We start from the raw sequence: 14,593 nt of genomic DNA, 5'->3' as shown, positions 1-14,593 counted from the left end.
TTATTGCAGAGTAGCAGAGGCAGGAACCTTTTTTATTGATACTTTGCAAATGTATAATAAAACAACCCAATAACAATACAATATAATTAACTGATTATCAAAAATATATTCGTAGCTTACGCACATAATCTAATTGTTTGCAAAGTGCGGATGATTTTAAAATTCCAGCCTATGCAAACTTTAGCATCCCAAATCCAGCCCCTTACAAGAAAGTCAGACAGTCCAACGTATTCTCAGATCCGAATTGCTTATTTTATCATGATCCATCATAAACCCGATGTTTTTAAGGCAATGTTTGAGAAAATCTACACCCGTGATCAGTTTTATCTGATTCATATAGACAGAAAAGCCAAAGAAGAGTTTACGGAGGAAATTCAACAATATCTCATCCATTTTCCCAATGTCTATATTCTTGAGAGTATGAATATTGTGGCAGGAGGCTTCAGTATTATTCAGGCAGAGCTCAATGCTATGGAATATTTACTCAATGTAACCGCGGAATGGGATTATTTCATCAACTTAAGTGGCGAAGATTATCCGTTAAAGTCGCAGAATATTATTCGTCAGTTTCTTACCGCTAATAACGGCAGGAATTATTTGTTCTATTACGACCAAAAATTTTACAGACCTGATACGCTTAAGAGAATACAGAATCATTTTACCGAATTAAGCCATAAAATATCTTCATTAATTTATAGAAGAACATTTATGGAAGGGGTAACACCGTACATCGGAGGCAAATGGTTTATTTTCACAAGAGAAACCTGTTCTTTTTTGACCAACAATAAACGGGTGATGGACTTTGAAGATTATTACCTGCATACACTTTTACCGGCAGAATCATTTTTTCAGACGGTTCTTATGAATACTGTTTTTAAAGATATTGTGGTAAATGATGATAAAAGGGCATCTATTGAAAAAATAATCTTTAATAAAAATTCTTACCATACTTCTTTTATTGAATCATTAAAAAAAAGGAATCAGCTTTTTATCAGAAAGATTGATAATGACACCAATCAAACTATTTTAAAATATATTGATGAAACATATCTGCTTCCATTACCATACGTGGACGAGATAAATAGAGAGATTAAAAGAAATGAGCACGATGATAAATGGTCTTAATATTTTTAAACCTATAATGCCTTGTACTCCATTCATATTTTGTTCTTAGCCTTACCAACTAGAAAGCAGCTGCTTGCCCTGAATGATTAGAAGATATGACATATGCTGATAAACGAAGACCTTTTGATGAGTTCTGGTGCTAAAATTGTAGATTATACCAAGAATCAGTTTGTGTTTCAGGAAAATACAGAAGCACTCTCCTATTTTCAGCTTCTAACCGGAAGTGTAAAAATTGTTAGTCAGAAAAAGCCGGGCCATGAGTTTATTCACAATATATCTAATCAGGGAGATTGCTTGGGAGAATTGTTCCTATTCTTAAAACATCAATATTCGGTAAGTGCTATTGCAATAGAGGATTGTCGGATTTTAATCTTGCAAAAATCGGATTTTGATATAATGCTGAAGGATAATCCAGCTATTCTACGAGTTCTCTATGAAAGTATTGCCGAAAGCTTGCATTATACCTATATGATGAAGGGATTTGCTTTAGAAAGTCCTGCTGAGAAAACTATAAATTTACTTCGGTATTTAAAAATATCAAATGAATCAACCGATCCGGATGAAGTATTGCTTACAAGACAGCAAATTGCATCACTTACAGGCTTAAGAGTGGAAACCGTTATAAGAACAATCAAACAATTGGAAAGTGAAGGTCTTCTTATGATTAGAAAGGGTAAAATTTTTTATTAATCTGAAATCTATCAAGATTATTTCTGAAAAAATTAAGCTGTTATTTGTATCAACCATAATCTTTTTACACCTATACTTTTCATATGTTGTGAATTGCTTTCATTTTTCCGTATCTTTGAGATACAACACAACAAAGTTTCTCAAAAACTTAACGAATTACCGGTTGTGAATTGCTTTCATTTTTCCGTATCTTTGAGATACAACACAACTTATTACTAAATTCTAGCTCTTTAACATTAGTTGTGAATTGCTTTCATTTTTCCGTATCTTTGAGATACAACACAACAGTATGAAGAAGCACGGTAACGCGGTTAAAGTTGTGAATTGCTTTCATTTTTCCGTATCTTTGAGATACAACACAACCATCAGTCCCGTAATAGCCTACATACACAGGTTGTGAATTGCTTTCATTTTTCCGTATCTTTGAGATACAACACAACAAAATAGAGAAACATTACCTTTACAGTTTTGTTGTGAATTGCTTTCATTTTTCCGTATCTTTGAGATACAACACAACAAAAATATTCAATCTTATGACTTATCACATGTTGTGAATTGCTTTCATTTTTCCGTATCTTTGAGATACAACACAACGATAATATCACTTGTAGAAGCGCAATTTCTGTTGTGAATTGCTTTCATTTTTCCGTATCTTTGAGATACAACACAACAGAGAGATTTTTGAATGAATTTCCTTTAGCGTTGTGAATTGCTTTCATTTTTCCGTATCTTTGAGATACAACACAACTATTTCGATGGAGATAACTATATTCAAATAGTTGTGAATTGCTTTCATTTTTCCGTATCTTTGAGATACAACACAACTGGCGTGAATGCTTATATTGACACCAACTAGTTGTGAATTGCTTTCATTTTTCCGTATCTTTGAGATACAACACAACAAGATGACTTGGCTTTTTATCAATCAATGGGTTGTGAATTGCTTTCATTTTTCCGTATCTTTGAGATACAACACAACACCAATCCAGGATAAGCTTGTTAATGAAATGTTGTGAATTGCTTTCATTTTTCCGTATCTTTGAGATACAACACAACATTCTGGTTGGGGGTTGAAAGTTAATTATAGTTGTGAATTGCTTTCATTTTTCCGTATCTTTGAGATACAACACAACAAACTTACGCCTCACGTGTTAAATGGTATAGTTGTGAATTGCTTTCATTTTTCCGTATCTTTGAGATACAACACAACTTTTGAATTTCAGTACCATTTAATAAACGCGTTGTGAATTGCTTTCATTTTTCCGTATCTTTGAGATACAACACAACATTCGAATAATAGCGTAAATCCCGTCGCCTGTTGTGAATTGCTTTCATTTTTCCGTATCTTTGAGATACAACACAACATTAACCGCTTTCATTGCGTAATCAGCTGAGTTGTGAATTGCTTTCATTTTTCCGTATCTTTGAGATACAACACAACCTCAAAATTTAACCCACTGAATTACAGTGGGTTTATTAATTGTTTAGGATTCGAAAAATCAGAATAATTCGAGTTGCTGGAAGGTTGGTGGCGGTTCTTCTTTATTTCTGGCGAAGAAGATTTCAATATCACCAAACTGTTTATCTGTAATGCACATAATGGCAACTTTCCCTGCTTTTGGGAGCATAAATTTTACTCTTTTGATATGAACTTCCGCATTTTCCCGGCTCGGACAATGGCGTACATACATCGAAAACTGAAATAATGTAAAACCATCATCAATCAAAGCCTTACGAAATCGATTAGCATCTTTCATATTAGCTTTGGTCTCAGTCGGCAAGTCGTATAATACTAAAACCCACATAATTCGGTATGCATTAAACCTTTCGGCATTCATATCAGTTCAGGATAAGAAATCAGTCTTTTTTCGCCGGTATAACATTTATAAAGCGATGAAGCCGTCGTTTTCACAGCCACCAACAAAGGTCTTGTTTTATTGTCAATCATCACATCTTTGGTCGCAATCTGCAGAATATGTGCTTTAAATTCTTTCGTCAATTCTTCTGTTTCAGGATTTATTTTTAGCCATTGCATCACCAAAAGGTCAACAAACGGTCGGTAAGGTTCCATTAAATCATCTGCAAGACAATACGGATTGTATTTATTCTTATGGAAAATTCCCAAAACAGGAAGTAAGCCGGTTTCTACAATAGCCCTCGCAACAATACTTCTCAGGACAGCGTAACCGAAATTGAAAAACTGATTGGGTGAATCCCCAAAACGTTGTCGAAGAAAATCAAGGCTGATTAAATATTTCCAGTAATGCTGCGCTGCAATACCTTCCATATTGGTGATATCGCCGGACTTTACATTTTTCTGATATTCAATCATAGGCTCGTAATAATTTCCCAATCTTATTAAAACATTTTTCTGATTTTCAATCTTACATTCGACAGTCTGTTTCCAAAGCTGCTTTTTCAGTGGTTCGCTGGCTTCCAACTGATCTTTTACCCGATCTGAATGTTCAGTATGCCCATACAGCGGCAACATAATTCCGTGTGGAAGATGATGAGAATCACAACTTACCACCACCACATTATTCCCCATCATTTTTTGGATTAGATTATGAGAAATCGTAATCTGAAAATGATCCAACATTAAAAGTCCCAAATCTTCCACAGGAACACTCCCCTTTTCCGTCTTGGTTTCCGGACATAGGATTTTCATCTGCTCGTCTTTTAATTTGAGGTAAGCGGGATTGCCGATGTAGATGGAGCGGGTAATCATATTTAAAAATTTTAATATTCACCGAACTGAACAATTTTCCCCAAATGATTTAAACGTATCTTAACAGTATAAATTAACGAACTAGGATTTCTTAATCTCTTATAAGTAACATTAATAAGATTAGGATGTTCTTCAATTTTTGTTTCTAAATGATGTCTAAACCAATAGTCTTTTGTACCAATCTTCTGCACCCTAAACAAATTCTTAGAAATCAAGCTCAGATTCTTTTCATCAAACAAATCAATTTCTTTTGGGTTAAAATCTTCTAATGGAAATAAAAACATTTCATTTTGTTTCATTGTAAAAAGAAACTTCCAGCCCAAATCAGCATTATAATCTTTATCAATTATCGTAAGTCCCTGATTCACTCTTTCAACTGCTTCATAGAAACTTACTACTTTTTCCTGCAGATTTCCACGTTCGTCTTCATAAATACCAACGTGGTGATTATTGCCCGTACTTACGAAATCAACCGCTATCTTATTTCCATTTTCATCTAATAGCTCTTTCCCAAAATGATCTTTTTTATAGTGTAAAGCTTCGGCATTATTAATTCCGTTAATTGTCACGGTTTTTACAGCAATTCCTTTAGATTTATTGAGCCAAATCGGATTCTTATCCAAATCAGAAAAAGCTTCTTTAGAATTTCCATTAAATTCTTTCAATCTATTCATTAAAATTTCACGAACTCCTTTATCAATAACTTTTTCAATGTTTTTGTAATCTTTAAAATTATCAGGATTCACAACTTTTCTAATGGTGTAACCTGTTTCATACCAAGCTAAAGTGACAGTTTCAGGCAATTGCTCCGTCTTTTCTTCATTAAGAAAGATTGGATTTTTGGAAATTACATTTTTCCCGGTAAATGCTTTTTTAGAATCTCCATCAAATTCCTGTAATCTCGCTAATAATGCATTTCGAAATTTTTCATTCTGAACTTTATTGATGGTTTCTAAATCAAACTTTCCTGATACTTTTTCATCTTTCGTTTTAAGAAATTTCGAGCTTCCATATATGGTTTCTTTATGAAGCTGCCCTCTTGGTGTCAGTTCGGTTTTTGCAACGACACTTCCTTTTTTCTTTATTTTATTGATATTCTTAGTGACAACTTTATTTTTAGCTTTATGAGAAATCAGCACCTCATCTAAGTGTTTTTTAGCATCAATTCTAAAATTTATAATAGGTTCTTTAAATCTCCTTTCCTTGTTACCATTTTTCTTTTCAAATACTTTGGTAATTAAACTTTCAATAGCAAAAATATTCTGATGTTCTTTATGCTTTTCGTCTTTTCTTGCATTTAAATAATTCAGATACTGAATATGATTATGGGTCGTAAAAGCCACTGTTAAAGCATCCATTGCGTGATGACGATGGTCATTTCTTTTAGTCCAGTCTACAATTCTTTGCTTCTCCTCTCCTTTTGAATTAATAACCGTTTCTGTAAGACCTAATTTTCTGTATTTGTCCAAATTAAGCTCTTTCATTGTATTGACAAGATTCCAATCTTCTCGAAGCTTATCTGTAATTCTTCCCGAAGTGGAAACAACAGAATTGGTTATTCCAAAAAGTATTTCTTTGGCTTTTTTGGCGATGTATTGTGTGTTTCGTAAATCTCTTTCGATGAAACCGTCTCCTATTTCAAAGCCCTTTTTCTGCAGTTTTTCATACTTTGCTTTGGTAATAATTCCTTTATCATAAAGATCTTTTATAACATTGAGGAACTTCTCTAATTTTTCTTTTCCTTCATTTTCAAGATAATCGAAAGCTGTAGAATTTCCTTTTTTTAGATTAGCACTTCTTGGAACTAAAACTTTATTGGAGAAACTATCATCAAAGAATCGCGATTGTGGAATGATGTGATCAATATCATATTTGTCTGTGAATAAATTTTCTCTTTCAATTTTTACATCGGTGTATAAATCTTTATAACCATTATTGGATAGTTCCAAATACAATTTATATCGGATAATATCATTTCTAGAAGGACTCTTTATACCAAATTCCCTTTGCAAAACCTCTGCATATTTCTGATGCTGTATGGTAGCTTTGTTAATTTCAGAAGTCATTTTAGCACGCTCTTCTGCATTAAGCTTGAGCTCTCTCGCCAACTCAATTCTTATTTCATCGGGTCTTCCGTATTCTTTTGAAACTTCATTGACAAGATTGATCATTTGATTCAAAATCTTTTCAACCACAGGATTTCGCAATGAGTTTTTTGGAAGAATATCTAATTGCTCTTTTAAAACCCGATTTTCCAATTGTTCTTTGGTCAATGAATTTTTAGAATGATTATAACCTGCATAATTACAAGCGTCGCTGTATTTATGTTCTTTGATGTAAGGATAAATCTTTCGCATTGCCTTAGAACTCAGACTGCCATAATCCCGAGGAAAACCAATTTCCGCCAATATTTTGGAATGTTCTTTTTTGAAACCAAACTTCTTTTCTAGCAATTCATACAATTTTTCATTTCCCGAAGGAGAATCATCACCCTCGTAAGAATATAACAAATGCCACAATTGATAAGAAGCTTGTTTTTCAAAATCACTTCCTTCCAATTCTGGATTAAAATCCAAAACAGAAGTATCAATTCCTAATTCTGAAAACTTTTCTCTGACAAATAGTTTTATAATTTCTGCAGAAGCATTTATTTTGGAAACTTTGATTTCATCATCAATCGTCAGTTTAAATTCTTTTGGAAACTCTATTCCTTCACTGGCAATTATTTTCAAAAAAGCGGTATAGAAATTCTCATTGGTATAATTTCCTTCAATATCTTTAAAGTTAGTTTTCCATTCTTTTCCTGAATAACCGACAATATCTAAAACATCTTTTGCAGAAAGCTTTCCTTTAATGTTAACCTCATCAAAAATCGACTGTTTAAAATCCAAATCAATCGGAAAAATTTCTTTTGTTTCTAAATTCTGAAACTGTAAATTGTTCAGAACCTGCCAAATTTTAAATTCCTGAAATAAAGGAGAAGATTTTGGAGCTACTTTTAAACCAACCGTTTTCTTTTTAATTTTTCCGTTTTCTGTGATTTCAATTTCTCTGTTTTCAAATTCACAAATACTGATTAACCCTTTCTGAGATTTAAGTTTTCTCTGATAAAAAATAACAATATCACGAATTTCCTCTTTTAATTCTTTGGTTAATTCTTTATGATATTTTGCCTGAGTTTCCCATATTTTTTCAAATTCATCCAAGTAATCTTGTCGATAGAAAACCTGATTTTTAAGTTTTGTATGAGGATTAATTTTTAATTGATTATATAAATATTCTCCAACCGTCTGATTATTGAAATATAATTCTTTACTTCTGTCACTGATTGCGCCAAGATAACCGCTGGAATTATTGAGGTTACTGTTAATCTCCTGAAAAACAACAGCCAGACTTTCAAAATCCAATTGTTTTTTCACAGCTTCACTTCTCCAAAGATATCTTTCTATCTTTTTCTCTTGCATTGTCCCAATTTGTTTGATACCAACAAGAGAAAACGGAATTTCTAATTCTTTCCAGGTTGCATTTCTATTTTTACCCTGAAGTCTTTCGTAAAGTTCATTAGTAAAAATTTCAGGATTAAACTGTTTCTGAAAATTCCAGATTTTATCAAATTCTGCCTGTAAATCTGAACGGTAAAAATCCGGCAGTTGCTTTTTACCTTGTTGTAAAAGTTGATAAGAATATTCTCCGGGCGTTTGGTTTTCTTCATACAATTTTTTAGCAACAGCCATTCCGTCTATAATTTGTCCCTCCTCTTCGTTTTTGGCTTTACGGCTGCTTTTATACCCTCTTTTCTTATTAATTAAAAGTAAAACCCGGGCAAATTCAGAAAGTTCTATTTTTTGTCTCGCTGATATTGCTCTTATTTCCTGAGTCTGAAATGTTGAGTTTTTGCCAACTTCCGTCAATAAGTCGGTTTCTTTAAGAATATTGTTTTTCTTTAAAACATCAATAAGATTGACTCTTCTTAGCTTAAATCTTTGAAGATTTCTTCTTGCACTTCTTGCTAAAGTTCTTCCGGCATTCGTAGTAATAGGTTTTCCTTTTTCGAAATTCAGTTGCTCATCAACAGTCAATGGATTCACACGAACTCCTAATTTGATGATTTTATTGTTTTCAGGATTTTTAGAATCTTCCTGAACAACAGCCCACCCTATTGATGAAACTCCCAAGTCCAATCCAAGTATATTTTTTGTCATAGCTATTTTAGTTTTGATAAAGCATAAAAATAAAGAGAAAAAAAATAATTATTTTACGGAAAACCATAAAACAGTTAAAAAAATAATTTTTAGATTTGTATCCGAAAGCAATTCACAATAAGGATTATTCCGTTGTGAAAACATTTAGCGCCTCGCCTACCTGCGGGGTATTTTTATTTCTAAATGTTTCGTGAATTCATTTAAAAACAATAAATAATAACGAACAAAACATTTAAGGCGGGGCAACTCGCCTTCTTTTATATCAATAATTTATTTACTATCTAAGAGTCTATCATTTAAGTTTGAATTCATTTTTTGATACAAGCTGATGAACGAAAAAATCTAAGTCAAATTCTAGCTAATTTCCCACATTTCTACTAATATTATTAATTGTTTAGAACCTGAACATATCATCTATATCTACTAATAAATGGTTTGAATAAAGTCCGGTCAAGTTCACCAAAAGCCAAATGGCGCCAACTGTCTTCAGTTGGCGCCATTTGGCTTTTGTCAAGATAAAATCTATTTATTGATAATCAACTTACTGCTGAAATTTAGACCAATACCATCACCGCTTATCAGATAGACACCGCTTGGCAAACCTGTCGTGTTTACAGGTTGATCGGCATTGGAATCAATGATTTGTTCATCAATTTTTTTACCTGATAGATCAAATATGGAAACTTTGATTTTACCTAAGATCTTTACACCGTTTGTTTTGATGAAAACCTCTTTGTTTGCAGGGTTAGGATATAATGTAACTTTCTTGGTAGTAACTACTTCTGCAGTTCCCAGAGAACATTCTGCCGGAACAGTATAATCTTCAACCTGATCTGAAATCGCACCTGGCAATGTCCCCCTCGTCAATCCAGTTTTAGCATTGACTCCTAAACCTCTTCTTGCGAAGGTATTCCAGATCATACATTTGTTTTCGCCATTATTTAGATTGGCATCAGCAGCCAAAATAGCATCTCGTCCAGTCACAAAATTAGGATAACAGCCTTGTATTTTGAGAGCTTCCATCACCAATTTCATCACTTTTCCACTTCCGGAATCAGGATTATTGACTATATCATTTGAAAAGCCATATTTCTCAGCGAATTTCCAATGAAGGTCCCAAAGCATCGTTGCCCAGATAAAACCAACACCGTGGACATCAACATACAGACTTCCATCTCCTGCATCTAGATATTTACCATTGGTATCAGCATACGTATAATCATTGATGGAGAAATCGGGGGAATATTTGGCTGGTCTGATTCCCGAGCCATCAGCGCCTTGGTTGGCTACAAAGGACCCTGTGGATCTTGGATGGGCTGCTGTCGCATCCGCTTTACTGGTAATCATCAAAGCAAAAAAATCGGACCACCCTTCTCCCATCTGCTCATTAGCGTAACTGGTATTCAGACAGCTGTAACCATTACCAGTGCTTCTGGTGGAAATTCCGTGGGTATACTCGTGAGCAATAACACCATTATCTAAACTTCCGTCAATATCAAAAGTGTTGTATTTGAAACTGACATTGACTGTTGTTCCGGCATTTAATTTAGATTTGATCAATTCACCTTCTTGATTATCAACCAAGACTCCTGGGATATTAACTGTAGAATCGGTACCGCTCATATTGATAACACTTTGAGACGCCGTAGGATTATAGATAATAACGCCCTTTGCTCCTTTGTCCTGTGCTTTTTTGAACTTAACATCAAAGTTGCATGTTCCCCTTTGAATCAATGCAAACTTTCCTGTTAGATCTGTATTGCTAAGGTTTGTACATGCATCAGCAGGGTCAGCTATTGCAACATCAGCCGTTAGTGGTGAAGTGGTAGGAAAAGCTGGCCCAAAATCAACATTATAGCCAGATGCGGGTTTTCTGCCGACAAGATCGCTTGGCGCATTATAATTCATAAGATAACCGTAACGCCATAAATACATCTGCATTCTCGGTGAAAAACCATCTTGCGGTGTTGCAAAATTCGCATTATTAAGAGACGCTCCATCTCTGGCTTCTGATAAAACAGGATCAAAGTCTGTGAATGGTTCACCTTTGTCAAAATTGTTTGACTGAAAGTTGCGGCCAGCTTCATCAAATCCATAACGGTAAAAAATATCGTGCATCTTATTGGTGACATAAAATAAGTTGGTTATCGCCGCATTGGTGTAGGTATCCGGAGTTTTAATCAAATCCAAAGGAAAATCAAATAATTTCTGAGAACCTCCGTTGGCACTTGCTCCAAAATCATTGGATCCATTGAGATCCAAATAGGCATAAGCATTGTTGCCTCGTGTAATATCGTAGGATTCGTCACCATCATTTTGCCAACCAAGAGGAGAAGCATCCAAAAGCCAAGGATTGCTCTCTAAAGTACGCTGTCCAAAATTTGGCGATTCTATGGGAAGTGCATATACTCTGTATGAAGCGTTATCTACAACAGAAGAATTATTATTCGCAACTTTTGAAATTGATACATTATCTGATTTTCCAGAAGTGTCCAATTGATGTTCTAACGAAAATGAATGATCGTGAAACTGGCAAGACACCGTCAGATTTGTTTTTCCGATGACTTTACCTGTGTTTGCATCAATTATGATGTCCCAGTAATTATTGGTTCCTTTCTCAAAAAAGTTAATAGCATACGCTAGCTGCATACTTCCTTTATCTGTAGGGAAATAAACCAATTTGGAAACGACGGTGTTATTTTTACGTCCTTCAAAAGTATAGTCAGTAAGATTACCAGCTAACTTTTCTGAAGACAGGATAGTAGAAAAATATTTTCTGATATCAAAAGAAGGTTTCGACAAAGAGACATTCCCCGGAATTTCCATAAAATTGTCCGACATGTACTTTACCGAATTATCACGAACCAATACGGAAGATATGGCGCCATAAACAGGCACACCGTTGTAAGTCTGCTGGATGTTGATTATGGTACCTTCAGAATTTTTTCTCTGGGCGGTGTGAACAATGTCAAAAGTTTTTCCAAATGTTGTTTTGCCAGCCGCAAGATATTGCTCGATAATATCTCTGTCATTACTTTGGGCAAGGGCATAATTACTAGTCATCAATGCTATAGCTGCAACCGTTAACTTTATTGTATTTTGAATATATAATTTCATTTTTGAATACTTATTTTTTTATGATCTTTTGTGATGAAACTACACCATCGGAATCTGTCACATTAATAACATAATTACCAACAGGAAGATAGCTCACATCTACCATTTTTGTCTTTCTGAAACTCGCAACCATCTGCCCTGCAGCATTGAAAATGCTAATATCTTTTGCTTCTTTTTGCAGAAAAAGATAATCAGAAGTCGGATTTGGATAGACAGAAATTTTTGTCAGATTTCTTGACTCGTTAGTTGCCATTATGCTGCTACAATCAGTGGCATAAACAGTAGTGGCATCCTTTTGCCAAAGTTGTTGTGAAGAACTATAAGCAACATCATCGACCTGTATGCACTTCAGGCTAGGGCTGTTTATGGCAAAAAAACCGATAGCATTTGTATTATTACCATTTTTGACGTTGATGAATTTCATCTTTTGATTTTCAACTGCATTCACGTATATCAAAGCGTTATTCTTAGAAGCGTCAACTTCGGTAAGTTGTGAGTAGCTCGCATAGAAAAACTGAAGCATATTATGTGGCGTAAGATCTATCGCAGTAATACCCGTGCTGTCCATCACAAATGATCTCAAGAACTCAAGCTTACTAATATCAATTGATGTCATAGGATTTCCCTGTATCATAAAAGTATCTAACAGTTTATTATTAGATACGTTAAGCTGCTGAAGTTTATTAAGGCCTACATGGAGATAGGTCAATCTGGTATTTTTAGTCAGATCCAGTGAAGTCAGATGATTGGAACCAAGATTAAGTTCTGCAAGCCTCGGGTTATTGGTTACGTCAATGCTTGATAAGTTATTGGATGCCATAAAAAGAAAAGTTAGCATCGGGCATTGTGTTACATTGATAGATGAAATGTTGTTGAACATAAGGCTGGCATACTGAAGCTGAGGATGCTGACCTAAGGTTAGTTGAGCCAATAAACTATTATTTTTGATATCCATATTGACAAGCCTGCTGTTGGAACTAAGATCAAGATTTGAGAGATTTGATCCCTCAATAAAAAGTTTTGTCAGAAGTTTGTTATTGGAAATATTTAATGTGCTAACAGGCGACTTATTAAATGTAAGTGATGTGATATTCTTAAAATATTCTATTCCCGTAACATTACTTATCTTTTGGGTAATGGTTAGGTCTCCCGTGTAAGCTTCAGCTTCACTTACCTGTATTTCACCGTCCTGATTGGCATCTATGCTGGTATATAGCAGAAGATATTCCAGAAAATTCTCGTCTGGAAAATTAATGGTTTGAGCTCCTGTTTTTGAAGTGTAAGCACTCATAAAAACAGTTAATATCAATATTAATTTTTTCATTATTTTACAATTATTTTATTTGTTTTAAGAGAACCGTCGATTGTTTTTGTAACCAGAACATAGTTACCTTTCGGTACATTGAGCTGCAACGTACTGTTTATAATATTTCCTTCTTTTTTTACAAGCCTTCCATTTACATCATAGAGATCATAAGTTCCTTTTTCAAGACCATTGAAGAACAATTTTCCGTTTGTAGGATTTGGATAAATGCTAATTTCTTTTTTGTTTTGATTCCCGACATTTAGATTTTCTGTAGGAACCTCGATTTTATACAACTCCTGCCCTTGACTAACGCTAAGCTTTGCCGACAGATAAAGAGCACCATTGTACTCCTCCATTTTGCCAAGCACGAAATTGGTATAACCAGGCTTAAGTTCCAACGTCATTTTTGTACCGTCTGCTGTACCGTCACTTTCCCACAGTCTCGCTTCTCCGGAACCGTCACTGGCTAAAAAGTATAATTTACCATTAACTTCCACAAGATTATTTGGATTGGAAGCAGATGACCCAGGATTAATATCTTTTACCAATACAGTACCTTCTTCTGTGCCGTCTGTTACCCATAGCTCATTTCCATTGGTGCCGTTGTTGGCGGCAAAGAATACTTTATTGCCGATCTGTTTAAAGTTGCCTGGAAACGAGTTGGATGTTCCAGGATTGATATTCTTAACCTGTACCGTTCCGTCTGCTGTTCCGTCTGTTTTCCAAAGCTCAAATCCAGCAGTATTGGAACCTGCTGTGAAGAATAATGTATTGAGATTACTGCTGTAATAGAAGTTCTGAGGGTTTGCAGTAGCATTTGGGTTGATGACCTTCAAAAGAGACACCGTATTTCCATCATAAACGTATAGCTGCAAATTATTTGTTGCCGATGTTGCAGAAGCTCCGGTTATGATCTTTCCATTGACCGCGCCCATTTGCCCGTTAACAATCACTGGCGTGTCAATTTCAGTGACTGTACCTTGGAAAAAATAGGAGAATTTAGTATTTTGTCTAAAGAATATTTTCCCTTCTGCCACTAGAAAATTTGAAGCAGTCGGCATCCCAGGTATCAGAGTTGCTGAGCCTGTACTACTATCATACGAATATAGTCCAGTAGCTCCAATTAAGGTCTTGAAATGCAATTTATTGTTATAATTAAGTAAAGAGGTTGGCAATGAGCTTGCTGTCCCTGGATTGAGATCGAGCACCAGATTCGTTCCTCCCGAAGTTCCATCTGTAGACCAGAGTTCTGTGCCGTAAGTGGGGTTGTTGGCATTGAAATAGAGTTTTCCATCCAACTTAAAAAATTCAGCGGGCGTGGAAGGATTTGCGCCCGGATTGATATCTTTTAGCAATGTAATGCTTTGAGCATCTATCAAATTAGCTAAGAATAGCAATGGTAAAAATATTTTCTTCATATAATTA

Annotated in this window: 8 protein-coding genes and 1 CRISPR repeat array; of the genes, 2 read left to right on the top strand and 6 right to left on the bottom strand. The window is 34.7% G+C overall.

Annotation, left to right across the window (positions count from 1 at the left end):
* Nucleotides 1–171: 171 nt before the first annotated feature.
* Entirely contained in the window at nt 172–1,125 is a 954-nt protein-coding gene (locus KI430_RS02755) for a beta-1,6-N-acetylglucosaminyltransferase (RefSeq protein ID WP_248876755.1), read from the top strand.
* 102 nt (nt 1,126–1,227) lie between these two features.
* Nucleotides 1,228–1,815, top strand: a complete 588-nt coding sequence (locus tag KI430_RS02750; RefSeq protein ID WP_248876754.1) for a Crp/Fnr family transcriptional regulator — start codon at nt 1,228–1,230, stop codon at nt 1,813–1,815.
* 85 nt (nt 1,816–1,900) lie between these two features.
* Nucleotides 1,901–3,256: direct repeats of the CRISPR family, unit length 47 nt; unit sequence GTTGTGAATTGCTTTCATTTTTCCGTATCTTTGAGATACAACACAAC.
* Between the two features lie 58 nt (nt 3,257–3,314).
* On the opposite strand, the gene cas2 is transcribed toward KI430_RS02750, so the two are convergent.
* The 6 genes from cas2 to KI430_RS02720 form a co-directional block, all read right to left on the bottom strand.
* On the bottom strand, nt 3,315–3,653 hold the full coding sequence (cas2, locus tag KI430_RS02745; RefSeq protein WP_007842732.1) for a CRISPR-associated endonuclease Cas2: 339 nt from the start codon (nt 3,651–3,653) through the stop codon (nt 3,315–3,317).
* Nucleotides 3,650–4,543, bottom strand: coding sequence for a type II CRISPR-associated endonuclease Cas1 (gene cas1, locus KI430_RS02740; protein ID WP_248876753.1), 894 nt, complete (start codon nt 4,541–4,543; stop codon nt 3,650–3,652). Before cas1 ends, cas2 begins: the two co-directional genes overlap by 4 nt.
* 11 nt (nt 4,544–4,554) lie before the next feature.
* Nucleotides 4,555–8,745, bottom strand: coding sequence for a type II CRISPR RNA-guided endonuclease Cas9 (cas9, locus tag KI430_RS02735; protein WP_248876752.1), 4,191 nt, complete (start codon nt 8,743–8,745; stop codon nt 4,555–4,557).
* 522 nt (nt 8,746–9,267) lie between these two features.
* The gene (locus KI430_RS02730) at nt 9,268–11,862 is read right to left on the bottom strand and encodes a T9SS-dependent M36 family metallopeptidase (RefSeq protein WP_248876751.1); all 2,595 of its coding nucleotides are present in this window, start codon (nt 11,860–11,862) and stop codon (nt 9,268–9,270) included.
* Nucleotides 11,863–11,872: 10 nt separating this feature from the next.
* A complete protein-coding gene (locus KI430_RS02725; protein WP_248876750.1) occupies nt 11,873–13,186 on the bottom strand; it encodes a leucine-rich repeat domain-containing protein in 1,314 nt (437 codons plus the stop codon).
* Nucleotides 13,186–14,586: an ELWxxDGT repeat protein gene (locus KI430_RS02720; RefSeq protein WP_248876749.1), complete on the bottom strand. Its 1,401-nt coding sequence runs from the start codon at nt 14,584–14,586 to the stop codon at nt 13,186–13,188. The genes KI430_RS02725 and KI430_RS02720 overlap by 1 nt, the downstream gene beginning before the upstream one ends.
* Nucleotides 14,587–14,593 lie beyond the last annotated feature (7 nt).

Source organism: Epilithonimonas zeae (genome assembly GCF_023278365.1).
GTDB classification, from domain to species: Bacteria; Bacteroidota; Bacteroidia; order Flavobacteriales; family Weeksellaceae; genus Epilithonimonas; species Epilithonimonas zeae_A.
Note: the sequence above shows the minus strand (reverse complement) of the source record. Positions and strands in the feature narration are given on the sequence as shown.